General features: G+C 65.2%; 23 protein-coding genes and 3 pseudogenes. 9 read left to right on the top strand and 17 right to left on the bottom strand.

The features are described from left to right. Positions 1–146 precede the first annotated feature (146 nt). Positions 147–3131 (bottom strand): protein kinase domain-containing protein, encoded by a 2985-nt coding sequence (locus CKW46_RS04125; RefSeq protein WP_482052857.1) that lies wholly within the window; start codon positions 3129–3131, stop codon positions 147–149. A gap of 608 nt (positions 3132–3739) precedes the next feature. On the opposite strand from CKW46_RS04125, the gene CKW46_RS04120 reads away from it, so the two are divergent. Both CKW46_RS04120 and CKW46_RS04115 read left to right on the top strand, forming a co-directional pair. Then, positions 3740–4315, top strand: a complete 576-nt coding sequence (locus CKW46_RS04120) for a nitroreductase family protein (RefSeq protein WP_117437936.1) — start codon at positions 3740–3742, stop codon at positions 4313–4315. Positions 4316–4340: 25 nt separating this feature from the next. Beyond that, positions 4341–4697 (top strand): DUF6092 family protein, encoded by a 357-nt coding sequence (locus tag CKW46_RS04115; protein WP_117437935.1) that lies wholly within the window; start codon positions 4341–4343, stop codon positions 4695–4697. 81 nt (positions 4698–4778) lie between these two features. Here CKW46_RS04115 and CKW46_RS04110 read toward each other — a convergent pair whose 3' ends face one another. The 8 genes from CKW46_RS04110 to CKW46_RS04075 form a co-directional block, all read right to left on the bottom strand. After that, positions 4779–5747: an NADPH:quinone oxidoreductase family protein gene (locus CKW46_RS04110; protein ID WP_015354138.1), complete on the bottom strand. Its 969-nt coding sequence runs from the start codon at positions 5745–5747 to the stop codon at positions 4779–4781. A 4-nt stretch (positions 5748–5751) separates the two neighbouring features. Continuing rightward, positions 5752–6612, bottom strand: a complete 861-nt coding sequence (locus CKW46_RS04105) for an SDR family oxidoreductase (RefSeq protein ID WP_011742271.1) — start codon at positions 6610–6612, stop codon at positions 5752–5754. A gap of 72 nt (positions 6613–6684) precedes the next feature. Beyond that, positions 6685–8169: an aldehyde dehydrogenase family protein gene (locus tag CKW46_RS04100; protein WP_482052856.1), complete on the bottom strand. Its 1485-nt coding sequence runs from the start codon at positions 8167–8169 to the stop codon at positions 6685–6687. A gap of 149 nt (positions 8170–8318) precedes the next feature. Next, on the bottom strand, positions 8319–9254 hold the full coding sequence (locus CKW46_RS04095) for an SAM-dependent methyltransferase (RefSeq protein ID WP_012392340.1): 936 nt from the start codon (positions 9252–9254) through the stop codon (positions 8319–8321). Beyond that, entirely contained in the window at positions 9254–10186 is a 933-nt protein-coding gene (locus tag CKW46_RS04090; protein WP_085981891.1) for a class I SAM-dependent methyltransferase, read from the bottom strand. The genes CKW46_RS04095 and CKW46_RS04090 overlap by 1 nt, the downstream gene beginning before the upstream one ends. Positions 10187–10208: 22 nt before the next feature. Further along, positions 10209–11141: a class I SAM-dependent methyltransferase gene (locus CKW46_RS04085; protein ID WP_482052855.1), complete on the bottom strand. Its 933-nt coding sequence runs from the start codon at positions 11139–11141 to the stop codon at positions 10209–10211. A 144-nt stretch (positions 11142–11285) separates the two neighbouring features. Further along, complete coding sequence (locus tag CKW46_RS04080; RefSeq protein WP_012392337.1) at positions 11286–11921, bottom strand: TetR/AcrR family transcriptional regulator; 636 nt, start codon at positions 11919–11921, stop codon at positions 11286–11288. After that, positions 11921–12907, bottom strand: coding sequence for a pirin family protein (locus CKW46_RS04075; RefSeq protein ID WP_015354134.1), 987 nt, complete (start codon positions 12905–12907; stop codon positions 11921–11923). Before CKW46_RS04075 ends, CKW46_RS04080 begins: the two co-directional genes overlap by 1 nt. A gap of 97 nt (positions 12908–13004) precedes the next feature. Here CKW46_RS04075 and CKW46_RS04070 point away from each other — a divergent pair, with 97 nt between their 5' ends. After that, entirely contained in the window at positions 13005–14450 is a 1446-nt protein-coding gene (locus CKW46_RS04070) for a chloride channel protein (RefSeq protein ID WP_482052854.1), read from the top strand. 93 nt (positions 14451–14543) lie between these two features. Here CKW46_RS04070 and CKW46_RS04065 read toward each other — a convergent pair whose 3' ends face one another. Next, positions 14544–15455, bottom strand: a complete 912-nt coding sequence (locus CKW46_RS04065) for a DNA-3-methyladenine glycosylase family protein (protein ID WP_015354132.1) — start codon at positions 15453–15455, stop codon at positions 14544–14546. A gap of 72 nt (positions 15456–15527) precedes the next feature. Between CKW46_RS04065 and CKW46_RS04060 the strand changes: the two genes are divergently transcribed. Further along, positions 15528–15929, top strand: coding sequence for a nuclear transport factor 2 family protein (locus CKW46_RS04060; RefSeq protein WP_012392333.1), 402 nt, complete (start codon positions 15528–15530; stop codon positions 15927–15929). On the opposite strand, the gene CKW46_RS04055 is transcribed toward CKW46_RS04060, so the two are convergent. The 3 genes from CKW46_RS04055 to CKW46_RS04045 all read right to left on the bottom strand — a co-directional run bounded on the left by CKW46_RS04055 (position 15916) and on the right by CKW46_RS04045 (position 17931). Then, complete coding sequence (locus CKW46_RS04055; RefSeq protein WP_117437929.1) at positions 15916–16296, bottom strand: DUF427 domain-containing protein; 381 nt, start codon at positions 16294–16296, stop codon at positions 15916–15918. The two genes, CKW46_RS04060 and CKW46_RS04055, sit on opposite strands and share 14 nt — an antisense overlap. Before the next feature lie 109 nt (positions 16297–16405). Continuing rightward, positions 16406–17428: an NAD-dependent epimerase/dehydratase family protein gene (locus CKW46_RS04050; RefSeq protein WP_482052853.1), complete on the bottom strand. Its 1023-nt coding sequence runs from the start codon at positions 17426–17428 to the stop codon at positions 16406–16408. Beyond that, positions 17425–17931: a nuclear transport factor 2 family protein gene (locus tag CKW46_RS04045; protein ID WP_011742282.1), complete on the bottom strand. Its 507-nt coding sequence runs from the start codon at positions 17929–17931 to the stop codon at positions 17425–17427. Before CKW46_RS04045 ends, CKW46_RS04050 begins: the two co-directional genes overlap by 4 nt. A gap of 159 nt (positions 17932–18090) precedes the next feature. Here CKW46_RS04045 and msrA point away from each other — a divergent pair, with 159 nt between their 5' ends. Beyond that, a complete protein-coding gene (gene msrA, locus CKW46_RS04040) occupies positions 18091–18606 on the top strand; it encodes a peptide-methionine (S)-S-oxide reductase MsrA (RefSeq protein WP_012392330.1) in 516 nt (171 codons plus the stop codon). A 36-nt stretch (positions 18607–18642) separates the two neighbouring features. On the opposite strand, the gene CKW46_RS04035 is transcribed toward msrA, so the two are convergent. Continuing rightward, positions 18643–19968: a cytochrome P450 gene (locus tag CKW46_RS04035; protein WP_482052852.1), complete on the bottom strand. Its 1326-nt coding sequence runs from the start codon at positions 19966–19968 to the stop codon at positions 18643–18645. A 129-nt stretch (positions 19969–20097) separates the two neighbouring features. On the opposite strand from CKW46_RS04035, the gene CKW46_RS04030 reads away from it, so the two are divergent. Genes CKW46_RS04030 through CKW46_RS04020 form a run of 3 tightly spaced genes read left to right on the top strand, consistent with a single transcriptional unit; the run spans position 20098 to position 22011 of the window. After that, positions 20098–20703, top strand: coding sequence for a TetR/AcrR family transcriptional regulator (locus tag CKW46_RS04030; RefSeq protein ID WP_011742284.1), 606 nt, complete (start codon positions 20098–20100; stop codon positions 20701–20703). Positions 20704–20748: 45 nt separating this feature from the next. Beyond that, entirely contained in the window at positions 20749–20961 is a 213-nt protein-coding gene (locus tag CKW46_RS04025) for a TOBE domain-containing protein (protein ID WP_117437924.1), read from the top strand. Positions 20962–20967: 6 nt separating this feature from the next. Continuing rightward, positions 20968–22011 carry a zinc-binding dehydrogenase gene (locus CKW46_RS04020; protein ID WP_240274477.1) on the top strand — a complete coding sequence of 348 codons (1044 nt, stop codon included), beginning with the start codon at positions 20968–20970 and terminating at the stop codon, positions 22009–22011. Positions 22012–22074: 63 nt separating this feature from the next. Here the strand turns inward: CKW46_RS04020 and CKW46_RS04015 are convergent, their stop codons facing one another. Continuing rightward, positions 22075–22965, bottom strand: a complete 891-nt coding sequence (locus CKW46_RS04015) for an alpha/beta fold hydrolase (RefSeq protein WP_011742287.1) — start codon at positions 22963–22965, stop codon at positions 22075–22077. Between the two features lie 38 nt (positions 22966–23003). Continuing rightward, positions 23004–23768, bottom strand: a pseudogene (locus tag CKW46_RS04010) (sulfotransferase family protein); the annotation flags it as partial. Between the two features lie 142 nt (positions 23769–23910). Here CKW46_RS04010 and CKW46_RS04005 point away from each other — a divergent pair. Beyond that, a pseudogene (locus tag CKW46_RS04005) lies at positions 23911–25113 on the top strand (ISAs1-like element IS2404/ISMul1 family transposase). Positions 25114–25132: 19 nt separating this feature from the next. Here the strand turns inward: CKW46_RS04005 and CKW46_RS04000 are convergent. Then, positions 25133–25621 (bottom strand): annotated as a pseudogene (locus CKW46_RS04000) (sulfotransferase); the annotation flags it as partial. Between the last annotated feature and the right edge of the window lie 17 nt (positions 25622–25638).

Raw genomic sequence — 25638 nt, 5'->3', positions numbered from 1 at the left:
GTGATTCTGTGACCGGTTCTGACCGCGATTCACCGATTCGATCGGTGCGCGATGTAGCCGACCCCGACCACTATGAGCGGTCCGATGCGTCGCGGCTTGGTCAGTGCGGCGGGCACGCCACGCATGGGCCGGCAAACTTCAGGCAGCTACCATTCGTGGCCCAACGCAAAAGCCACTGCCTCATCGAAGGTTAGTGATTCTCCCTGAATGCGAGCGCTTTCAAACTCCGTCTCGGATAATTCGGCGCGGGCCCGACGTTCGCAGTCGGCATGAAATGGACCCATCACAGCAAAAAATGTTGTGCTGGAACCGGTAGTTATCTGGCTGATCGTGGCGGCTGCCGTCATCAGGACCACCGCGCGTCGCAGATTGTTGTTGGCCGCCGACGTCCAGGCCATCCCCTCCAAGCATTGGGCGCCAGCAAAGGGGTAGTCGCTGGCGCGGCACAGCTCGAGGGCTTTCCGGAGCGCACTATCGGCGTGTTCAACATCGCCCCGCGTGAGCCAGCCGACTACGAGTGCACTCACGGTGAACGTCCGCATCTGCACCTCGTGGCGTGATTCGGCCAAGGCGTATGCCCGTTCAGCCCAGTGCAGCGCCTGATCGGCGTCACCGACCAGCGCGGAGTGAAATGACATCACCCACATGCACCCAATTCGGACCTGGTAATCGTCATAATCGCCGGTGATGGCAAGTCCGCGTTCGGCACTGACGCGGGCCTGGTCGATTTCGCCGCGCAGTAAGGTCGAGAACCCGTCGTAGCCGCAGAGCAAGCCATCCATCTCGGGATAAGGCTCGAGCTCGAGCAGGTTGCGGGCCTCGGCCAACCACTGCGTCACGGCCGGCCAGTCCATCTGAAAGTAAGCGAAACCGACTGCGGTGGTAAGCCCCCGGATCCGGTTCTTTGTTGAGCTCTCGGGGGTAGCGCTCAATGCCCTATCGAGCCAGCGGCGGCCCTCCTTCAGTTTGCCGGAGACAATAAAGAGCATGCGCAGGTCGGCGACCATTTCCAGGGCGGTGTCGGGGGCATGAGTCAGGCCGAACTGCAGGGCTTCCTGGACGTTGGGCAGCTCGCGGCGCATGCGGCGGATCCAGTTGACTTGGTGCTCGCTGAACCATTCGGCGTGGGCCTTGGCCACTAGTTGCCGATACCCATCGAGGTGGCGTTGCCGTAGGAGCTGGTGGTCGGCCGCGGTCAGGCACGATGCGCCGTATTCGCGCAGTGTGGCCAGCAGTCGAAAGCGCACTTCGGCGTCGTCGTTGTTGTCGATGCGGCTCAGGATCGACTTGTCGACCAGTTCGCAGAGCTGGTCGAGCAGGTCATCGGGGCAGGTGTCGGGGGCGCAGACGTGGTGGGCCAGGTCCAGATCGAAGCTGCCGGCAAATACCGAAAGGCGCGCCCAGAGTTGTTGTTCGGCAGTGGAACAGCGCTGGTAGCTCCAGTCGATGCAGCAGCGCAGAGTTTGTTGATGCGTCGGCGACCCGCGGTAGCCGCGGCTGAGCAGCGCGAAGCTTTCGGAGAGCCGGGCGGCGATCTGTTGCACCGACATGGCACGCACGCGCGCGGCGGCGAGTTCGACGGCCAGCGGGACCCCGTCGAGGCGCGAGCAGATGAGCGCAATGGCGCCGGCGTTGTGCTCGGTAAGGGTGAAGCCGGGCCGAGCGGCTTGTGCCCGCTCAACGAATAGAGCTACCGCGTCGTAGTCGGCGAGAGCGGCTCGGCTGGTGCCGGTGGTGGTGTCTGGGTAGCGCAGCGGGGAGACGGCGAACACGGCTTCGCCGTCGAGGCTGAGTAGTTCGCGGCTGGTCGCCACGATCTGTAACCTCGGGCAGCCGCGCAGCAGGGTGTCGATGAGCGCGGCGGCCTCGTCGATGACGTGTTCACAGTTGTCGAACACCAGCAACATTTCGCGTTCGCCGATGGCGTCGACCATCACCTCGGGCAGCGCCCTGCTGCCCTGATCGTGGATTCCCAGGGCGCCCGCGGCCAGCCCGGGCAGCAGGGCGCCGTCGCGCAACTCGCCGATGTCGATCACCCACACCCCGGCTGGGTAGTCGGCGGCCCGGGTGCGCGCGGCCCGCAGCGCCAGGGTGGTCTTGCCGACCCCGCCGACCCCGACCAGTGTCACCAACCGCGCGGTCGAGAACAGCTCGGCCAGCGCCGCGAGTTCGGCGGCGCGGCCGACGAACTCGCTCAACGGAGCAGGCAGGTTGCCCCGGACTCGCGGCGGCGGCACGGGTCGGGCGGCGGCGGTCTTGCCCGTGTGCTTGGCGCCCTGCAACGCCATCGCGTCGATAGCCAAGCCGCGGGTGGCCTGAAGCTCTTGCAGCGCCTCGCCGAACTCAACCATGGCCGGGCGGGCAGTGGGTTCGGGTGCGAGCGCCGCGCCAATCACCACGGCTAGGTCGTCGTCAACGCCGTATGCGCGCAGGTCGGGCGCGGACTCGGTGGCGATGCGCAGCAGCTGCGCCATGAGCACTTCCCCGTCGCGGCGGGCAAACGGTGGTTGGCCGGTCAACGCGCAAAACAGGGTCGCTCCCAGCCCGTAGACGTCTGAGGCCTGGTCGGGTTCTTTGCCGCTGAGGACTTCCGGGGCGGTGAAGTCCGGGGTGGCTGAGAAAACGCCGCTGGCGGTGTGGAATCCGCCGACCATGTGGGCGATCCCGAAATCGGTCAGGGCCGGGTCACCGAACTCGGTGAGCAACACATTGGCCGGTTTGACATCACGATGAACGATGCCGAGCCGGTGGGCGGATTCCAGACCCGCGGCTACCGCCACCCCCAGCCGCAGCACCTCGCTGACCGCCAACCCGCCGCACTCGGTGATCACCTCCTGCACCGATCCGCGCGAGCAAAACGGCATCACCAGGTACGGATAGCCGCCGGGCGTGTGCCCCACCTGCAGCACCGAGACGATGTTGGGGTGGCCGGTCAATCTGGCCATCGCGCGCTGCTCACGCTCAAAACGTGGCCGGTTCTGTTCCAGATCAGCGGTCAGCACCTTGACCGCCACCACCCGATCCAATTCCACCTGCCGGGCCCGGTACACCACCCCGAAACCACCACGGCCCACCTCGACCGCGTCGGCAAACCCATCCGCGCCCAACTGCCCGATCAGCTGACTAACCATCCCACGATCCGCAATCGCGCATCCCGCCCTCGTCGAGCAATCACCCTGAGTAAACGCCGGTTAAAGCACTCTACCCGGCCATCGGCCGGTTCTTCGTCTCACCAAACCTTCGTCCAGCAGGTGCGCGCGGATCGGGATGTTGCCGGCTCGGCGATAGAAATTCACGTTCGCCTGGACAACACTCGCGCCGGTCTTGGACGGGCGGATTCCGCCGCGGTGGGCGGTGCTGGCCAACCGACTCTTCAATCTCAGACGGATAGTTGCGATTTCGTGCAGCAACTCCGAGGTCTCTGACCGCTACAGCACTCGGTGGCCCCACCAGAGGCATCAACCATTGCGACGATGACTCGACCGCACCCGGCAAACACCCTCCGCCTGGCGCGTCAGGGTGCCAAGCATCACGGTCTGTGATAGTCAGGAAGCGGACAGCCCAAGGTTCGGCACGAATCCTTGACCTGGTGGCCAGCGGCGACACGTGATGCGCGCGATCTCGATGACGTTATGAGAAGTCATGACGTTTGCGCCGCTGATTATCTGGCGAAGCGCTGTCGGCTTGGCGGGCTGGCGGTGGAGGGGCTCGCTCAGACTTTGGACCGGGCTGGAGGCATATGGGTACCAGTGCTGATCACGACCACAGAGATCTGAAATTGTGGGACGCCTTCCGTAAAAGGCGCACTCACCGCGACTTCGAGCAAACAGAGCTTTCGACTGAAGCAATCGGTGCCCTGGTCGAGGCGGCGGCAAGTGCCCAGACATTCCGGCCGGGAGTTCGTCACATCGTCGTGGTTACCGAGCCCGCCTCGGTCGCAACACTCGGCGACGTCGTGCCCGGCTGGGTCAGCAACGCAACGGCGGCCATTGTTCTGTGCACCGATGTCGACAAGGTGGCTGCATTAGCGGGATCGCGCGCGGTGGACATCTACGCGAAACTCGATGCGGGTGCCGCCCTGGCGCATATCACCCTCGCAGCAGTCGGACTCGGCGTCGGAATCTGTACCGTCGGCAGCTTTACCGAGGGCGCGGTCCAAGCGGTACTGGATATTCCTGATCACATTCGGCCAGATGTCGTCATCGGCATCGGTATTCCGATCCGCAACCCACTGCCCGCCCCGCCCCGCGCCGCGTTCCAACCGGGGGTGCATTACAACCGGTTCGGGAAGCCGACCGAGAGCACCGCACCATGAATTGTGTAGAAGGGCGGGGATTTCCGTGAAGAAGCCCACACAGGACGAACTCGTCTCCATCGTCGCGTACCTTCTTGGATCGGCGGCGCTCACAGATCAAGAGGCGCCCGCGATTACCGCACTGCACTTCGTCGGCACCGGCATGCGAATCCTTGAAATCGTGGCGCAGGAGACCGATGACGATTTCGCACAGGCGAAGATGAAAACGATCGAACAGCGAATACAACAGGTGCTCGGCGATCCGGCCGCGCTGTCGGAATACCTTCACTGCATCGCGAAGGAGTTCGCCAAAGAGGTCGCGAACCGACGCCAAGTAGCAGCGGGTTCCGGGCTGCCCAGCGATCGGGCGACCGAATCGCCCACCGAGCCACCAACCTCATAGCATCGTTGCCTTCGCGGCCTCGTCGTCCCACCTCTGTCCGACGAGCCGCAAATCACGCCGGCACGGGCCGGCCCGCACCCGCTACGGCTCCAGAGCGATCTTGCCCAGCACGGCGCCGTCGGCCAGACTCTGCAGCGCGGCTTGCGCCTCGCTGAGCGGAAAACGCTGCGGCGGAGGCGGTCTCAGCCCCAGGGAAACCAGGTGATTGAGCCCCCAGGAGAACAAGTACACCGAACCGGGCACCCGGTTGAGGTATTCGCCCCACGCGACACCCAGCACGCCGACGTTGCGCCGCAGCAAGCGATTGACCGCGAGCGTCGGGATGCTGCCCGCGGCGAAGCCGATCGCCAGGAGCTTGCCGTCGATCGCCAGCGCGCGAATCGCATCATCGAAGACCGGGCCACCAATCGGGTCGACCACGATATCCACGCCCCGCCCGTGCGTGTGCTTGTGCACCTCCTCGACCCAGCCCTCGGTCAAGGGCAGCACCACATCGGCTCCCACCGAGGCGACATAGTCGATCGCACCCTCCCGGTGCACCACGGCTATCACCTGGCCGGCGCCCATCGCCTTGGCGATCTGGATGGCCGCCGTGCCAACTCCGCCGGCACCACCGAGCACCAACACCGTCTCACCCGGCCGCATCGCGGCCCGGCGAGCCAGCGCGAAGTACATGGTGTTGTAGTTGACCAGCAATGACACCGCTTCGGCGTCATCGAGTTCGGCCGGGCTGCGCACCACGTTGGAAACCGGAACCGCCACTTGTTCGGCGTAGCCACCGAGTACGCCGAACGCCGAAACCCGTTCTCCTACCCGAAAGCCCGACCTCGCGGGCGCCGACCGCACGACACCCGCGGTTTCCAGCCCCGGCACGAACGGCGGCGGCAGCTTCAGTTGGTATTCGCCCTTGGTCAGCAGCAGATCCGGAAAGCACACCCCGGCCGCCCGAACATCGATGACGACGTTGCCGCCGCCATCTGAGACGTCGTCTACCTCGGTGTAGACCAGGCCGGACGGACCAGAAAGCTCTTGTACGACACAAGCTTTCATATAGTTACAGCTTGAATCCGGCTTTTTGCGCGCCGGACAGATCGGTGATCTGAGCCCACTGCGCCGCAATGTCCTGCACCGACGGCGGCGTCTGGAAGTTGGCGCCGTCGTTCTGGAAGAGCGCGGCGCGCTGCACCTTGCCGCCGCCGACGATGAACACCGACCCGTTGTCGGCGCACTCCTCGGTGCACAGGTAGGCCACCACGGGCGCGACGAATTCCGGCGTGAGCTTCTCGAGCACCTCGGGGGGCATGATGTCTTGGGTCATCCGGGTGGCCGCGATCGGGGCCACCGCGTTGGAATGGATGTTGTACTTGGCGCCCTCCAGCGCCAGGGTATTGATCAGGCCAACCAGCCCGAGCTTGGCCGCGCCGTAGTTGGTCTGCCCGAAGTTGCCGAACAGGCCGCTGGTGGAGGTGGCAACGACGACCCGGCCGTAGCTCTGCTCGCGAAAGTGTGGCCATGCCGCGCGGACGACGTTGTAGCCGCCGTAGAGATGCACCTTCAACACGGCGTCCCAGTTCTCCGACGTCATCTTGTGGAAGGTTCCGTCACGCAGGATGCCGGCGTTGCTCACCACACCATGCACGGCGCCGAACTCGTCGAGCGCGGTCTTGATGATGTTCGCCGCGCCGTCTTCGGTGGCAACACTGTCGTAGTTGGCGACCGCGCGACCGCCACCCTCACGGATCTCGGTAACAACCTGATCGGCCATCGCCGATCCGGCGCCCGTGCCGTCGCGAGCCCCACCGAGGTCGTTGACGACCACGCTGGCTCCCTCTCGGGCAAGGGTGAGCGCGTATTCGCGGCCCAGTCCCCCACCGGCTCCGGTGACGACGACGACGCGATCCTGTACTCCGGGCATCAGGTTCCTCTCTGTTGACACGGTCGGGTTCGGCCCGGCACCAGGCCGAAGCCGTTGGGCATGGGCGTCAGGCTAGAACAGCCGGCGAGCCAGCTTGAAGGCCCGCTCGGTGTAGGGCGGGTAGATGATGTTGGAGAGGTCGGGGCGAGTCGGCTTGGTCAACACCGACTTGCGGTGACTGAACTCATCGAAGCCCCACTTGCCGTGGTAGGCGCCCATGCCCGAGGCGCCGACACCGCCGAATGGCAACTTCGCCGTCGACACCTGGAAGGCGAGGTGGTTGACCATCATGCCGCCCGCGGGCACCTCGTTGATCACCCGTTCGCGGATTTCGCGCGACTTGGTGAACAGGTATGCCGACAACGGCTTGGGCCGTGAGTTGACGAAACCGATGGCATCATCCAGCGATTTGACGGTGAGCACCGGCAGGATCGGCCCGAAGATCTCGTTGGTCATCACCGGACCGCTCGGATCGGGGTCGACGACCACGGTCGGCTGAATGCGCAGGCTCTCCGCCGTGCACTTGCCGCCCACCTCAACCTTGCACTTACCCTCGGCCTTGGCTTCGGATTCGGCAGCCGCGATGTAGCCGCTCAACCGGTCGAACTGGCGCCGGTTGACGATCCGCAGCCCGTCGGGGTCGTCTTGGGAGCGGAACTTGGTGACGGCGGCGCCGATCTTGCCCACGAGTTCGTCCCGAATCGTTGCGTCAGCCAGCACGTAGTCGGGAGCAACACAGGTCTGGCCGCCGTTGAGCAGTTTGATCCAGGCGATCCGCTTGGCCGCGACATCGATGTCGGCGTCCGCGGCGACGATCACCGGGCTCTTGCCGCCGAGTTCGAGGGTGACCGGGGTCAGATGCGGCGCGGCGCCTTCGTAGACCTTGCGGCCGATCTCGGTGCCGCCGGTGAACATCACCCGATCCAGGCCCTGCCCAATCAGCTCCTGGCTCACCGCGCCGTCGCCTTCGATCACCGCAATCGCGTCACGGTCCAGATAGCGGGGCACCAATTCGGCCATCAAACGCGACGATGCCTCGGCGATTTCGGAGGGTTTGAGAACGACGGTGTTGCCGGCCGCGATCGCACCGACCGCCGGACCCAGCGTCAGATAGAACGGATAGTTCCAGGCGCCGATGATCAGCACGGTGCCGTACGGCTCGTACTGCACCCAGCCCCGGCCGGGCAACTGCGGCGCTTCGAGCAAGACGTGCTTGCGCCGCATCCACTTGCGTACCTTCTTGGCCGCGTACTTCGCTTCGGCGATGGTCGTTGCGATGTCGGCGATGAACGCCTCTACCGGGTTGCGGTCCAGATCCTCGACCAGCGCTTTGGTGATGGCGTCTTCGTTTTCCTCCATCAACCTTTGCAGCTGCAGCAGTTGCTGTTTGCGCCACTGCACGTTGCGGGTCCGCCCGGAGGCAAACGTCTGGCGCAGCCGGGCGACGGTGGCACCGACATCGGTTGGCTTGGAATCGTCGGACGGGGCTCGAACTCCGCCGGCTCCGTTTGCTCCGCGCTCCTGAGCTTTGGCTGCAACCGATTCGGTGGTCATCATTGTCCTTCCCTTCCGGCGGTGCCCAGGCTACGTCGCGTGGTCGCACACCGGTGATAACCGCGATCCTAGTCACCCGGCCAGCGCAGCAATAGAAAGATCGTGCCGGATCCGGGCATCCGCCCGCACAACGCCAACGGTCGACGGATTCGTCAGGGCTTACCCGCGGTCACGAAACGGTTGACGAACGGCCCTTCCTGCGAGTGCGCCGTCCGGCCCAGCCGGAGGGCTTCCGCGCCCGCCTGGACCGAATCCGTCGTCCAGCCGTGCGCGGCGAACCAATCGGCGGGGTCGGGCTGGCCTTCGTCGTCGAACCACAGGTCAAAGGGATCAAACGAGGTGTCCTGACCGCGGGCCTGGCGCTTGGCGCGCTGCCGGGCCCACCTCTGGGCCCGTTCTTCGGCCGCTCGGCGAGCGTCCTCGTCTACCCCGAACATCTCGACGGCCACCCGGCTGCCGGTCGCACTGTTGGCGTCGATGGCGGTGAACAGCGCGTGTTGGGCGGCCGCCGGCAGAAACGGCAGCAGCCCTTCGGCCAGCCAGGCCGTCGGAAGCGACGTCTGAAAACCCGCGTCACGTAACGCCTGCGGCCAATCGTGGCGCAGGTCGACCGGTACCGCCCGCAGCGCAGCGACCGGTGCGGCGCCATGGCGGGCCAGGGTGTGTTCCTTGTAGTCCAGCACCTTGGGCAGATCGATCTCGTAGACCGTGGTACCGCCCGGCCAGTCCAGCCGGTAGGCGCGGGAATCCAGACCGGCCGCCAGAATGACCACCTGGCGGATCCCGGCCGCTACCGCATCGATGAAGTAGCTATCGAAGAAGTGTGTGCGCACGGCCAGATAGTCGGTCATCTGTTGGGAGTCGACGGTGAAGTCGGGATCATCGTCGTCATCGGTCTGCGCCCACCAGGCGGCGACCTGTTCGCGAACCGCCGCCAGCTCGGGGGTGGAGACCAACGGCTCGGCGAACTGGTCACGGATCAGTGGGGTCTCGCTGGCGGTCTCGGCGGCCCGAGCCAGCGCGACCATCACCGCGGTCGCTCCGACACTGGTCGCGATGTCCCAGGAATCGTCGGCGGTGCGCGGCATTACAGCCGTTCCGCGGTCACGAAGTCGGAGTAGGCCTGCTTGTCGTCGGCCATCGGCACGCCTTCGACCCAGCGCCCCACCCGGTGCATCTCGTCGCAGGCGTTCTGGGCGTTGGCCCGCCAGCCATGCTCGTTGAGCCACTGTCCGAGCAGCGCGCGGTCCGGGTCGTGGTAGATCAGCTCGTGCACGTCGATGGTTTGTTCGAGGCCGAGTGTCTGGGCGACCTTTCTGAATCGCTCCCGCATTTGTTCGCGCCGCTCATCGGCGTGGTTGCCCGCGGTTTCGGCCGCAATGCGGCTGCCCGCGCAGCTGAGTTCGCCAATTTGGGTGAACAGCCGGTCTTGCGCCTCGGCGGGCAGGTACATCAACAAGCCCTCGGCCAGCCATGCGGTTCGCGCACTCGGATCGAACCCGGCGGCGCGCAGGGCACTCGGCCAGTCCTGGCGCAGGTCAATGGCCACCTCACGGCGCTCGGCCGCCGGCGTTACCCCGTTTTCGGCCAGGGTGGCCGACTTGTAGGCCAGCACCTGAGGCTGATCGATCTCGTAGACAGTGGTGCCCGCCGGCCAGTCCAGCCGGTAGGCGCGCGAATCCAGTCCCGACGCCAAGATCACGACCTGCCGGATCCCGGCCGCGACCGCGTCGGCGAAGTAGGTGTCAAAGAAGTTCGTCCGGACCGCCTGGTAGCTGCGCATGTGCTCGACGGTGGCGGCGGTTTCGGCATCGATGGCCTCGACTTTGGCCACCATCTCCTGATCGAGCATCGCTTCCCAGATGACGCCGGCATTGGCGTTGGTGACCAGCATCCTGGCGTACGGGTCGCGGATCAGCGGCTCGGGCTTGCTGGTTTCGACGGCCCGGGCCGCTGCCACCATGACAGCGGTCGCGCCGACGCTGGTTCTGATGTCCCACGTGTCGTCGTGGGTGCGCATTGTGCTCATCGCGCCCTCCGCTCTATCGCGAAATCTCGAGTGATGCTCGTAGCAGTGTGGTCGTGATCGCCTCGTCCACCAGGTCCTCGGGAACCGGCCGACCCAGCCGGGCCATCTCTTCCCGGTTGCTCACGCTGTACACCTGCCAGCCGTGATTGGCCAGCCATTCGGCCGCGTCCGCGCGGCCCGGTTCACGATAGGTCAACGCCTCGACGTTGATGTCCAGACCCAGCCGGTCGCGCATCCGATTCCAGCGTTGCTTGTTGCCGGTCAGGTTCATCGTGAACGACTCGACGGCGATGCGGCTGCGCGGCGCGCTGAGGTCCGTGATCATCTCGAAGAGTCGGTCCTGGGCATCGCCGGGCAGATATGGCAGCAAGCCCTCGGCCAGCCACGCCGTCGGCCGGTCCCGGTCGAATCCGGCGCGCAGCAGCGCGGCCGGCCAGTCCTCACGCAGATCCACCGCGACCCCATGTCGTGTCGCGGCGGCGGTCACCCCGTGTGATTCCAGGATCTGGGCCTTGTACTCCAATACCTTCGGCTGGTCGATTTCAAAGACCACGGCCTCGGGCGGCCAGTTCAAGCGGTAGGCCCGGCAATCCAGCCCCTCAGCCAAGATCACCGCTTGCTCGATCCCGGCACCGGCAGCGGCAGCGAAGTACTCATCGAAGAAGTGGGTACGCACCGCCTGGTAGTCACAGCCGAGCCGGTGCAGACGTTGCCCGTGCGGGTCGTCATCGAGCCAGCCGATGTCGGGATCGGCCAACCAGGCCCACGCCGGGCCGGCCGATGACACCAGGATCGGGGCGAACTCGTCGCGAATCAGGGGATTGGCACCGGCCGTCTCGACCGCCCGGGCGGCGGCGACGCCCAATGCGGTCGCGCCAACACTTTCGGTGACGGTCCAGCTGTCACCATCACTACGCAGGGAGTCGACCTCATCAAGTTCTGTCATGACCAAACCATGCTACCTAGTAAGTTAGGCAACCTATACTCTGTGTGGCCCAGGTCACGGCAAGCGGATCCACCGTTGGGGCTACAACCGGGCCTACACCGGCAATTGGCCAGTAATCCAGCAATTACGCCTGCGACCGCTCCGCTAGGACCGCGGCTTCCACAGCGTGCCGGCCATCATCTTGCACAGCGTGTCCAGGATGTTTTCCATGTCCCGGTAGCTGCCCACAAACCCGGCATAGAAGCCCACGCCGCACAGCAGGAGCAACAGCGCCTCCGCCAACTGAGACGCGTCAACCCCCGCCTCGAGCTCCCCCCGCTGGATCGCATCGCGAACGGCGGTGTCCAGAAATTCGCGGGTGGCCGCGACCGCGTCGTGGTCACTGCGCCGCAATTCCGGATGCCGCTGCGATTCGAGCACGGCCGTGGCCAGGAACGCCGTGGTGGCGGGATGGGAGGCATCGGCCTCCTTCGCCACCATCACGAACGTGCACAGCTGCCCCAGCAGGGTCTGCACCGAGCGAGCCCGTTCAACACCGGCGGCGACGACCAGTTCGTTGGTCTGAACCACCACTTCGCGATACAAAGCCTGCTTGCTGGCGAAGTAGTGATTGATCGCCGGCCGGGTCAAATCGGCACTGACAGCAATCGCCTGGAACGTCGCCCCGTCATATCCGCGTTCACTGAACACTTCGCGGGCAGCACCAACGATGCGCCGGCGGGTGTCGTCAGCTTTCGCGGCGGGGGGACGGCCTGGACCTCGGCTGGCCGTTAACTGCATCACTCAAGTGTGCCACCGCCGCGATGCGGCTCCAGCGCGTTCGCCGGGATGCTACGGAACTTCCCAGATTGATAATCCTCGAAGGCCTCGATCACTTCGGCCTTGGAATTCATCACAAACGGCCCGTAGTGAACGACCGGTTCCCGGATCGGACGACCGCCCAAGATGAGCAGTTCAAGAGCCGTACCACGATATTTGTCCGACGCAGAGTCGGCGACGACGGTAATCCGGTCCCCGGCACCCATGACCGCCAGTTGCCCCTGGTGAATTGGGTGGCCGGCCGGCCCCACCGCGCCACGGCCAGCCAGAACGTACACCAGCGAATTTAGATCACGCTGCCATGGAATGTTCAGCTGAGCACCAGCGTGGACAGTCGCGTGCGCGAGGGTGATCGGCGTATGGGTGATTCCGGGCCCGCGATGGCCGTCGATCTCGCCGGCGATAATGCGAACCAGAGCCCCACCATCCGCGGACGCGAGCAGCTCAACGTCGCCGCCTTCGATGGCCTGATAGCGCGGTGGCGTGAACTTCTTTTTCCGCGGCAGATTCACCCACAACTGAATGCCGTGGAACGTTCCGCCGCGCAAGACGGTATCGACAGGCGGTGTTTCTATATGCAGGATGCCCGATCCGGACGTCATCCATTGCGTCGCACCGTCGGTGATCAGGCCTCCGCCGCCATGAGAATCCTGGTGCGCGAGTTTCCCGTCGATCATGTAGGTGACCGTCTCGAACCCTCGGTGCGGATGCCAGTCGGTGCCCCGAGGCTCTCCCGGCTCGTACTCCACTTCGCCGATCTGGTCCATGTGTACGAACGGGTCCAGGTCGGCCATGCCGACCCCCGCAAAGGCCCGGACCACCGGGAATCCCTCACCCTCGTAGCCGCGCGGGCCGGATGTGATCGAACGGACCGGACGCTCCGTGTCGACGGGCCGGGGCGGACGCACCCGGGGCAACGTGAGCGTGTCTGCGGTAACAGCGGGCATCACTACCTCCTATTCAAACGACTACCGGTATAACCGGACTAGAGTCCGTTTATTCCGGTCTGTCATAGGATGGCCAAATGCTTGTCAGGGCCGTGCTGTGAGCGACCAGAAACCAAACCCCAACGAGTCAACAGAGGTGTCTCCCGCCGCCGCCGGCGGGAGATTCGGCGCCTCGATCAGGAATGCTGGCTACCTACAAAAGTGGTTCCTGTTGGGCATCACGATCGGTGGGATCGCCGGGCTTGGCGCGGTGGTCTTCTATCTCGCGCTGAAATACACCGGCGAGTTTCTGCTCGGTTACCTTGCGGACTACCACATCCCGACGCCGGTCGGGGAGGGCGGCAGCCACGGGTCCAGCGGTTTCGTGCGCCCCTGGGCGATTCCGCTGATCACCACCGGTGGTGCGCTGCTCTCGGCATTCATCGTGGCCAGATTCGCGCCGGAGGCCACCGGGCATGGCACCGACGAGGCCATCGAGGCGGTACACACCAATCCCCGCAGCATCCGCAGCCGGGCGGTCCTGGTGAAGATGGTGGCCAGCGCGCTGACCATCGGATCGGGTGGTTCAGGTGGCCGGGAAGGCCCCACCGCACAGATCTCGGCCGGCTTTTGTTCCTTTCTGACCCGCCGGTTGGGCCTATCCGACGAGGACGGCCGGACCGCGGTGGCCCTCGGTATCGGTGCGGGCATCGGCGCTATCTTCGCCGCGCCGCTGGGCGGAGCGGTGCTGGCCGCATCGATCACCTACCGCGATGACTTCGACTACCGCAGTCTGTTGCCCGGTTTCATCACCTCCGGCACGGCGTACGCGGTGCTGGGCGCGTTCATGGGTTTCGACCCCCTGTTCGGCTACATCGACGCCGAGTATCGCTTCGAAAAGGCCTGGCCCCTGCTGTGGTTCGTGGTGATCGGGGTGGTCGCCGCGGCCATCGGCTACCTGTACGCGCGGGTGTTTCACGCGTCGGTGGGACTTGCGCACCGCCTGCCCGGTGGTCCGGTCATCAAGCCGGCGGTCGGCGGACTGCTGGTCGGGCTGATGGGACTCTTGATTCCCCAGATCTTGAGCAGTGGCTACGGCTGGGCGCAGCTGGCGGCCGATCGCAATGCACTCATGGCAATCCCGTTGTGGATCATCATCGTCTTGCCGGTCGCCAAGATCCTGGCCACCTCCCTGTCCATTGGAACCGGTGGCTCCGGCGGGTTGTTCGGCCCGGGAATCGTCATCGGCGCCTTCGTGGGGGCCGCGATCTGGCGACTGGGCGAGCTAACCGGACTGCCCGGTGTGCCAGACGCGCTGGGAATCTTCGTCGTCGTGGCGATGATGACCTGTTTCGGCAGCGTCTCACGTGCCCCACTGGCCGTCATGATCATGGTCGCGGAAATGACCGGCTCCTTCTCGGTGGTGCCCGGGGCCATCCTCGCGGTCGGGATCGCATCGCTGTTGATGTCTCGCACCAACGTCACCATCTACGAAGCGCAGCGGCTCAATCGCGAAACCGCCGAAGCCGAACGCGCAGCTAGGGCCGCCGACCGCGGAAACTGACGCGACACCGCGGGATTGGGCCGCACATCGGCGCCGGTTGCCGGGTCTTCGCGTCTGAGCCTCGATGGGGCCCCGACGGCTGCCACGACATCTTCAGAGCGAGCGGATGTTCTGCACCGGTAGCCGCGGCCCGCGGCGGGGCTCGCGCGCCAGTCCGCTGGCCTCGAGCAACCGAACCACCCGATGCCGGTGAGGCCGCATCGGTTCCAGCAGCTCCAGCATGCCGGCGTCATCGACCGGATGGCCCAGCAACGTCCAGCCGATCATCTTCGGGATGTGGTAATCCCCCACCGATACCGCGTCAGCATCACCGAACGCGCGTTGCACGGTCTCGGCGGCAGTCCACACCCCGACGCCGGGCAAGCTCGTCAGCGCGGCCAGGGCCTCCCCCGCGGGCCGCGTGACAAGCCGTTGCAGTGCCGACGCCCGCTGCGCGCAGCCCACGACCGTCCGTGCCCGCCCGGGATCGACGTTGGCGCGGTGAAACTCCCAGGACGGAATGGCCCGCCACGCATCCGCCGACGGCGGCACCCGCATCCCGTCCGGCGCCGGACCGGGGGCCGGGGTCCCATACCGCGTGACCAACAACCGCCAGGACCGAAACGCCTCCGCGCCGGGCACCCGCTGCTCGATGACCGCGGGAAGCACCGCCTCCAGCACCTGTCCGGTGCGCCCCAACCGCAAATTCGGCAGGCGTCGGTGCGCGGCGGCAACCGTCGGATCCCGCGGTACGAAATCCGCGGCGTCGTCGTCGGCACCCAGCAACGCCGGTAGCTGATCGATGAATTCCTCGGCGCCGCTCCCCCAGGCCTCGCAATGAGCGGTATCGGGCGCGCAGCGGCTGAACCGGGCGGCGACGGGGCCGGAGCCCAGCAGGCTGGTACGCCAGATCGTGCCGTCCCCCGGGACCCGAAAGCACGGGTCCCCGCGGCCGCGGCGAAGCGGCGCCAGGGTGTGCCCGAACCCAGCGGCCCCAGCGAACGTGACCGTGCGCTCAATCTTCACCTGAGAACTCCGTATTCCGACGGCCCGGTCAATTGACCGCAAACTGGCTTCCGAGACAGGATGACTTACGTGATGACGCCGTTCGATGACCCGCAGGCAGAACTGGCGTGGATGTTTCTGCAAAGTATGTGCGAGGGCGGGGATCTAGACGAGGGTTTCGCGCTGCTCAGCGACGATTTCACCTACTGGAGCATCATCACCCGCAGCGCGTTCGAAAAGGATGCGCTGCGCCGCGCGGTGGAACAACGCAAGAAGGTCTTCGAGATCAACATCGACCTGCGGCGCTGCGTCAACGAGGGCGAAACGGTGGTGATCGAGGGACAGTCCGAGGGCATGACGGCCACCGGCGTGCGCTACGACAGCCCGTTTGTCTGCATCTTCGAGACCAAGGACGGGCTGATCGTCTCGCTGCGGGAATACAGCGACACCCAGTCCTTCGCGGCGGTGTTCCCGGCCGGCGCTAATCCGGTATGACGCTGATTTCTGCCTTGTTGGGGTAGAAGGCCACGTGCCCGGCGATCTCGGCAACCGCGGGATAGGGCTGTTCATAAGTCCAGATCACATCCGCGACGGTGTCGCCGGTGCTGGTGGTCACGCTGTAGTAGCTGGCATCACCCTTGAACGGGCAATAGCTGCTGGTGTCGGTGCTGGTCAACCGGTCAGCAACCACGTCAGCACACGGAATGTATTGCACCGCAGGCAAAGTAGCCTCGCGCAATTTCAGTGCCGCGGCGGTGTCGGCAATGAGCTCGCCGTTGACCCGCACCTGAACCCGTCCCTTGGTCGGCTCGATGGTGATCGGGTGCCCCGCCGAGGGCTCTAGAACTTTTCGATGGCTCATGGTCAGTACCTCCTCGGATCCGAGTCTTTGGTCTGCAACGCTCGATGGCGTTGCAGACTTCCCACCTTTGGTCCGGTGTTCGCACCGCTCGGGCGACGCGATCCCGCGGCTACTCCGACTGTCCCGTCCTGGCGCCTTGGGTGTTCTTGCGCATCGACGCCCAGAACCGCGCTGCCTCGCGTATCGATTCCTCGACGGGCCGCGGCTGCCAGCCCAACTCGCGCACCGCCTTGGCGTGGTCGACCTCGGCCTCGGCGCGCATCATCCGCACCGATTCCAGGCTGAGTTCGGCGTCTTTGCCGGTGAGCCGCGCCCGCAAGCTGCCCAGCGCACCCAGGGCATAGAGCGTCGGCACCGAGATCGTCCGTTGCGGCGGTGCTACCCCGGCCTCGTCGGCCGCGATCCGCACCACCTCTTTCAACGCGATCATCCGCTCGGAGATCAGGTAGCGCTGGCCGCTGCGCCCGCGTTCGGCGGCCAGGATCATCGCCCTGGCCGCATCGTCGACACCCACCACTTCCAGCTTGATGCCGTTCATCAAGAACGGCAGCTTGCCGAACACCGCACCGGCGATGAAGGCGCCGTGTGGGGTGCGACCCCAGTCGCCGCTGCCGTAGGTCGTCGAGACGCACATCGCCACCGCGCGCAGTCCATGTTGGGCCACGTAGTCCATGACGAGATCTTCGGCCTGAACCCGGGATTGGACGTAGGACGAGACCCGCCGTGACCCGATCCGATCCTCCTCGGTCGCCACGTGCCCATGCCGACGATCCACCGTCGCATAGCTGCTGGTGAACACGAAGCGGCGCAGGCCGGCGTTCTTGGCGACGTCGAGGACATTACGCAGGCCTTCGACGTTGGTGTGAAAAAGCGGCGCCGGGTCGCGTAACCAGGCGCGCGCGTCGACCACGCAGTAATAGACGTCGTCACAGCCCTGCATTGCCTCGCGCACCACGGCCGTGTCGAAGATGTCGCGATGGAATCGGGTGACTGGCAGGTCGTCGATGCTGCGGGTGTTGGCGGTGGGCCGCACCATCACCCGTACCTGCGCGCCATCCTCGATCAGCATGCGGGTGACGTGCGAGCCGAGAAACCCATTGGCGCCGATGACGAGTTTGGGCCCGACACTCATTGCGAGCCCCCGTACTGCTGCATCCAGTTCGCGGCGGCTTCATCGATCGTGCCCAGCTCCGCGGCCTTTCGGCACCACTTCAGCCCGGCTCGCAGAAAGCGCAGCGGGTTGTAGATATCTTCTTGACGGCACCACTGGCCGTCGCCGGCATAGGTGATGATCGAAATGTTGGTCGCGCTGATCACGCTGCCGTCACCCGGATCGCGCATCGGGTTGTCCAGTTCCAGAATGATCCGTCCGGTGGACTCGTCGATGACCGACCACAACGACGGGAACGCCACCATGTGACTGCCCGGAAAGGTCGTCATCGTTTGCCAAATCCAGGCGCGCACTTGCTCGCGGCCGTGCATCGTGCCGGCCGCATGTTCGATGTACTCGACGTCTGGCGTGTAGTGCTGCACCCAGGCATCCCAATCCCGCGACGCGGCCGCGCGGACAACGGTGTCCTCGAACTTCTCGAAGGCCGCCGCCAGTTCGCTGCGAGAAAACTCCGGCCCACTCACCACAAGACCATGAATCTGCTGGAAGAGCGAATTTCTTGGCCGGCATCGGATCTCACGTCAAGCTTTCTGACACCGTTACACCACATCGCCGGAGTGTAGCCTGGGAACGGCCTGGGTCCCTGGGGTACCCGGAGTCCCCGGCTGGCGAGGAGGACCACGATGACGAGCCCGCAAAAGGCAATACTGGCCGGTGGCTGCTTCTGGGGAATGCAAGACCTGATCCGCAAGCAGCCCGGTGTGATCGCGACGCGAGTCGGCTACAGCGGCGGCGACGTCGCCAACGCGACGTACCGCAACCACGGAACTCATGCCGAGGCCGTCGAAATCATCTTCGACCCCCAAGCCACCGACTACCGCACGCTGTTGGAGTTCTTTTTCCAGATCCACGATCCGACGACGCCGAACCGCCAGGGCAATGACCGCGGCACCAGCTACCGGTCGGCCATCTATTACCTCGACGACGAGCAGAAACGAGTCGCGCTGGACACCATCGCCGATGTCGAAGCGTCCGGCCTGTGGCCCGGCAAGGTGGTGACCGAGGTAAGCCCGGCCGGGGACTTCTGGGAGGCGGAGCCCGAACACCAGGATTACCTGCAGCGTTACCCCAGCGGTTACACCTGCCACTTCATCCGGCCGGGGTGGAAGCTGCCGCGACGGGCCACCGCCGGCCAATAGCCGCGGCGCCGCTGGCCCTGAAGCCCGGCCCCGGGATCAGCGACGGTGCACCACAATCCGGCCACCGTTCTTGGGGGTGTAGGCCACACCCCGGCAAAACAGCCGCTCGCCGGCAGCGGTGGTCGGTTCGATGGTGAAGTTGCGCAGCACCGTTCGCAGCACCACGTCCATTTCCATGTTGGCGAACGCGGCACCCACGCACCGCCGGGTTCCGCCACCGAACGGGATCCACCCGAAGGTGGACGGTCTACCACCAATGAAACGCTGCGGATCGAAGCGCTGCGGGTCTGGGAAAATGTCGGGATTGGCATGCATCTGCGCGATGTTGACGAGGATCGATTGCCCGCGCGGAATCATCCACTGGCCAAGCTGGTACTGCGGCGCATAGACGTGCCTGGCCGCGAAATCGATGACCGTCCTGGCTCGCTGCACTTCCAGGATGGTGGCCTGGCGTAGCTCGCCCCCCGCATCCTCGGCCTCGGCCACCAGGGCCGCCAGCAGATCGGGGTGGCGGGTCACCCGCTCAAACGCCCACGACAACGTGGACGCCGTCGTTTCATGCCCCGCCGCCAGCAATGCCAGCAGCTCGTCGCGAATATCCTTGCGCGACATACGTGAACCATCGTCGTAGGTGCTGCGCAGCATCAGGGCCAGCACGTCGGTCCGATCCGAGAAGTTCGGGTCCGACCGCTCCTGGTCGATCAGCCTGTCGATGATCACGTCGTACTGGCGCCGATACTCGGCGAGCCGACCCCACGGGCTGAAGCGGCCGTATCGCCGCTTCGGCTTCGGCATCGACGCCAGCCGTGAGCACAGTGTGGTCCAGGGCGGAATGATCCGGCGCAGTTCGTCGAGTTCGGCGCCATCGGCACCGAAGACCGCGCGCAGGATCGCGTTGAGGGTGATGCGCATCATCGACGGCAGCGTCGGGAAAAGTTGCCCCTCGGGCCAATTGGCGGTTTCGCGCAGGGTCTCTTGTTCGATGATGATTTCGTAGTTCTTCATGCTCTTGCCGTGAAACGGCGGCGCCAACAGCCGCCGCCGGCGGCGGTGGTCGTCCCCGTCGAGCCCGAACACCGAGCCAGACCCGAACATCCGACTCAAATTGGGCTGGATGTTGCCCAGGTCCTCCGGGCTGGCGGTGAAGACCTGCTTGGCCAGTTGTGGGTCGTTGACCACCACCATGTGGCCATAGATCGGGACGTTGAGTGCGAAAACGTCGCCGTTGCGGCGGCTCAGCCAGTCCATCATCCACCGCCGGGAGGTGGCAAAGGCCAGGCCCTGTAACAACTTCGGAATTCGGGTCGCTTGCGCCATTTTGACCGCCGGCACTGCCGGCGCGTCGGAGATCGCTTGATTCATGGGGGTATCGCTCCCAACACTTGCCCCCGAAACGGGGTTGGTACCACCGTGTACCACTCGCTTTTCTAGTACGGTGGTCTTTGGTACCAGTCCTGACAAGGAGTTCGGGTCGACCGAGGAGGCGCGCTCGTGACGGCAGCTGCTAGCAGCCCGGCGGCCCTGGACAGCGACCCGTTTCGGCAGCGCCTGCTCGAGGGCTTGGTCGCCTCGATCGGCGAACGTGGCTACCACGCCACCACCGTCGCCGACATCGTGCGCCACGCGCGAACCTCCAAACGCACGTTTTACGACCGGTTCGAAAGCAAGGAACAGTGCTTCCTGGACTTGCTACGGGCGGACAACGAGCGACTCGCCAAGCGGATCCGCGCGGCCGTCGATCCCGAAGCGGACTGGCAGGCCCAGATACGCCAAGCCGTCGAGGCCTACCTGAGCCACATCGAATCCCGGCTGGCAGTCACCTTGAGCTGGATCCGCGAATTCCCCTCCCTGGGACCCATCTCCTACCCCGTCCAAAGGCACGGGATGAACCTGCTGACCAGCCTGCTCGTCGAGCTCAGCGCCAGCCCCGGATTCCGGCGGGCCGGCTTGCCCGCGGTGCCCGGGGCACTGGCGGTGATCCTGCTGGGGGGTTTGCGTGAACTGACCGCGCTGACCGTCGAGGACGGACGAGACATCCGGGAAATCGTCGAACCGGCGGTGGATGCGTCCATCGCATTGGTCGGCCCACGGCACTAGGCTCGGTGCCCGACTGTGTAGCTCTAGTAGACGGAGGACCTAACGATGCGGCTGTCGACCCGAAACCAGCTCAAGGGCACCATCATCGAGGTGGACCTCGGCGCCGTGATGGCGGTTGTGAAGGTGCGGCTCGACGGCGGCGACCAGGTCATCACCTCCTCGGTCGCCAAGGATGCCGCGACCGACCTCGGCCTCGCGGTCGGCCAGCCGGCGACGGTGTTCATCAAGTCCACCGAAGTCACAATCGGAGTCGAGTAGTCCGACATGGCGGCCACGATGCGAGCCGAGCGCTTCTACGCCGATTCCAAAACAGTTGTACTCGAAGATGTTCCGATACCGGAGCCGGGGCCGGGCGAGGTCCTGGTCAAAGTGGCCTACTGCGGGATCTGCCACTCCGATCTGAGTCTGATCAACGGCACCTTCCCCACCCAGGCGCCAGTGGTGACCCAGGGGCACGAGGCGTCGGGCACCATAGCCAAACTCGGCCCCGAGGTTGACGGCTGGTCCGAGGGCGACCGCGTCGTGGTGGCCGCCGGCCGGCCGTGCCAGAGCTGCCCGAACTGCCGACGCGGTGACACGGTGAATTGCCTGCGGATCCAGCTGATGGCGTTCGCCTACGACGGGGCCTGGGCGGAGTACACCGTGGCACAGGCGGCCGGTCTGACCCGGGTGCCCGACAATGTTTCGCTCGACCAAGCCGCGATTCTGGCCGATGCGGTGTCCACACCGTTCGGTGCGGTGGTGCGGACCGGCAAAGTGGCCGTCGGGGAATCGGTCGGGGTGTGGGGCGTGGGTGGCGTCGGAACCCACATCGTGCAACTGGCCCGTTTGGTCGGCGCGGTGCCGGTGATCGCCTTGGACATCAATCCCGTGGTGCTCGACCGGGCGCTGGAACTGGGCGCCGACTACGCCTTCGACTCCCGCGACGACCAACTGCACGACAAGCTCGCCGAGATCACCGGCGGCCGCATGCTCGACGTGGCGTTCGACGCGGTCGGTCTCAAGGCCACCTTCGAGCAGGCGCTCGGATCGCTGACCGCCGGAGTCCGGCTGGTCGGTGTTGGCATGAGTGCCGAATCACCGACCGTGGGACCCACCTCGATGTTCGGACTGACCCACAAGCAGGTACTCGGTCACCTCGGCTACCAGAACGTCGATATCGAAACCCTGGCGAAGCTGGTTTCACTTGGGCGCCTGGATCTTTCGCGCTCCATCAGCGAGATCGTCCCGCTTGAAGACCTGCCGTTGGGTATCGAGAAGCTGGAACGCCAGGACGGCAACCCGATCCGCATCCTGGTCCAGCCCTGACGAGCACGCGCCTCCACGACACTTAAACCACGCACCCGACGCGCCGCGAAGTGGCGCAACGGTTTAAGTCTCGATACGAAGGAACGCGCGCAGCCGGTCCAGTACCAGATCCGGCCGCTGCTCGACGATCCAATGGCCCACCCCGTCGACGAACTCGACCTCGAAATCGCTGATGTGGTCCTCGTATCCGCGCAACAGCTGCGGGGTGAGCACCGGGTCGTCGGTGCCGTGTAACCAGCGCACCGGAACATCGACCCGAGCGTCGGCGTATTCGCCGCGCATCCAGGGCAACGCTTCCGAACTCTGGAACGTGCGATACCACCGCGAGCCCGCCACCGCGTGCCCCGGCTGGCGCATGCGTTCGACATACATGCGAACATCCTCGTCAGCAATGGTGAATCCCCCACCGACCCAAGACGTCAGCACCCGAAAGTAGCGAGCCTTGGGATCCGCGATCACCCGGGGGCCGATGACCGGCAGCAAGATGGGGATCTGATACCAAAACCGCCAGATGTCGCGCACCATGCCGAGATCGCGCGGGAACCACGGCGCCGCGGTGTTCATTCCGAAGAATCCGGTCACCTTGGCCGGGTAGCGCAGCATCATGATGAACGCCACCGGGCCACCCCAGTCGTGGGCGACGAGGCGCACCGAGGCGATGCCCAGCCGATCCAGCACACCCGCCAGATCGTCGGCCATCTCCTTTTTCGTGTAGCGCGAGCGCGGAGCCGAACTCCATCCGGCGCCACGCAAGTCGGGACACAACACCCGATACCCGTCCGCGGCCAGCGGACCGATCAGCTCGTGCCATTCCCACCAGTTCTCCGGAAAGCCGTGCACCAGCATCACCGCCGGGCCATCGGCGGGGCCGGCGTCTGCGACATGGATCGTGATGCCACCGTCGAGATCGACAAACCGGTGCTCGACACCGTCGAGGGCGGGAAGAGTGCTCATGTGTTGAGAAGGTAGTGGACGCGGCGGATCCCGGTCGACTAACTGAGGAACCGCTTCAGGTAGGGCGCAAAGCGAGCCCGCAGACTCTCCTCGGTCAGCCCGAACATCTCGCAGGATGTCTGCACGGTGCCCAGCCGGCCTCGTTGGTGGCCCGCGAGGTAGCCGGCCGTTGCGGTGCGTACCGAGTCGGTGAATAGCTCGCCGGCCAGCGCGTATATCCGCTCCGCGACGCCGACCTCGTCGGCCATGAAGTCGTCGAACCGAATATCGATCGAGCGCTCGGGACCGATGGTGTCGCGATCGCGCACGAGTGTGGCGAGCATCCGGTCGAGGCGATCGACCCAGTAGTGGGCGATCCGCTCGACCGGGACCGGCCAGCGGTGCATCCGGGCCGAGTAGGTGATCATCGCGAGCATCGACAACGCCACCGGCACCGGGTCACGGTGCGTGAACAACACGATGCTGCCCGGGAACACCCGATCCAGCACCGGAACCTGTTCCAGATGCTGGGGCGACTTGAGCAGCCAGCGCCGGCCGCCACGCAGGAATTGCATCGCCTTGAGCTGGGTAGCCAGGTATTGATAGTGCGGCGTCTGGTCGTGGGTCTGGTAGTAGTCGCGCCAGCGGGGCACGTGGCCAAGCGTTTCGAAGAGCATCGTCGAGAAGTCATTGGCCAGCAGTTGAATCTCTTCGTGGACGTGGTCGGCGGTCATCTCGTGCATCAGCGAAAAGTGCGGCATCACGGTGTTGATGACCCCGACCGCCACATCCATGCGGACCCGCCGCGGGTCCGGCTCCACCCCAGGGCTCCGGCGTTGTTGATTAGCAGGCTTGTGAGCTGGGTTGATGATCTTTGGTGCCGCGCTATTGGGGCCGGAGTGTAGGCACGGGCTATCTGGAGAACGATCGAGTTGGTTACTGTTCGTCGTTGGTCTGGAGTTGCCCGTGCCTACCGTTTCAGTATTGCCTGTGTCGTCGGTTCCAGAGGTGTTCGACCGCTGGAGTCCTGGTGAGCGCAGCGAGCTCATCGGATCGGAGTTTCTCGATGTGTTGGCCTCGGTGCCAGACCCGAGGGACCCACGCGGTCGGAGGTATTCGCTGATGGCTTTGTTGGCGATCGCGGTTCTGGCCACTGCCGCGGGGATGCGCGGCTATGCTGGTTTTGCCACATGGGCGGCCACCGCTCCCGATGATGTGTTGGCCTAATTAGGGGTCCGGTTCCGGCGGCCCAGTGAGAAGACCTTCCGCGCTGTTTTGTCTCGGCTAGACCCCGCCGACCTCAACGCCAGGATGGGCAGTTACTTCACTGCACACGTGGCCAGCAGCGACCCCAGTGGATTGGTGCCGATCGCGTTGGACGGCAAGATGCTGCGTGGTGCTTTACGCGCCAAAGCGACAGCCACGCATCTCGTGTCGGTGTTCGCCCACCGTGCCCGATTGGTGCTCGGTCAACTCGCTGTCGCCGAGAAAAGCAATGAAATTCCCTGCGTACGTGCCCTGCTCACGCTGCTGCCGGGTAGCTTGCGGTGGCTGGTCACCGTGGATGCGATGCATACCCAGGTCGTCACCGCGAAGTTGATCTGCGCCACCTTGAAGTCGCACTACCTGATGATCGTCAAGTCCAACCAAGCCAAAATACTTGCGCGTATCACCGCGCTGCCCTGGGCCGAGGTGCCCGCAGCCGCTACCGACGACTCCCGCGGCCACGGCCGTGTCGAGACCCGCACCCTGCAAATCATCACCGCTGCACGAGGAATCGGCTTCCCCTACGCAAAACAAATCATCCGGATCACTCGTGAACGCTTGATCACCGCCACCGACCAGCGCAGCGTGGAGGTGGTCTATGCCATCTGCAGCCTGCCGTTCGAGCACGCCCGCCCTACCGCGATCATGACCTGGATGCGTCAACACTGGGGAATCGAGAACAGCCTGCACTGGATACGCGACGTCACCTTCGACGAAGACCATCAAAGGGCACATACCGGAAACGGCGCACAGGTCCTAGCAACGCTACGCAACACCGCCATCAATCTGCACCGCCTCAACGGCGCCGACAACATCGCCGAAGCCTGCCGGATCACCGCTTTGACCGCCAACCGCCGCCTAGACCTCCTCAATCCACAATTCCCCAGCTCACAAGCCTGCTAATCAACAACGCCGGAGCCCTGGGCTCCACCCCCGCCTCTTGGGGCAGGGGAAACGGCTCCACGCTCTCCCAGTACGGCATGGTCCGGAATGTGGTCGGCGCCGCGAGCATGTTGTGCAGGTGGGTGGTGCCGGTGCGGGGCAGACCAGCGATCACCACCGGCGGTTGCAGTTCGATGTCGTCGATCTCCGGATGCCGGTGGCGCAGGTCGCTCAACAACAGCCGGTTCTTCAGCAGCTGCAATAGCTGCCCATAGAAGTTGACCACTCCGGCCGGCTGCATCCCGTCGATCTCGGCCAGGGCGGCCAGATAGACGTCGAGCCTTTCCCGGTAGTCGCCTTCGCCGAAATCGTGCAGCCCGGTGTCGGCGCTGGCCTTTGCGTGCAGCGCGTCGGAATCCAACGAACAGTCCGGGGCGAGGGCGGCCATCATGTCGAGGATCTGCTGAGCCTCGACACTGAACTGAGGCCGGGACAGATCGTCGAGGCGCACGAGCGCGGCTTTCGTCATGGCAACTTATGTTACTC

This window comes from Mycobacterium liflandii, assembly GCF_022354805.1.
Taxonomy (GTDB): Bacteria; Actinomycetota; Actinomycetes; order Mycobacteriales; family Mycobacteriaceae; genus Mycobacterium; species Mycobacterium marinum.
The sequence above is the reverse complement of the archived record's forward strand: the minus strand, read 5'-3'. Positions and strand labels throughout refer to the sequence as shown.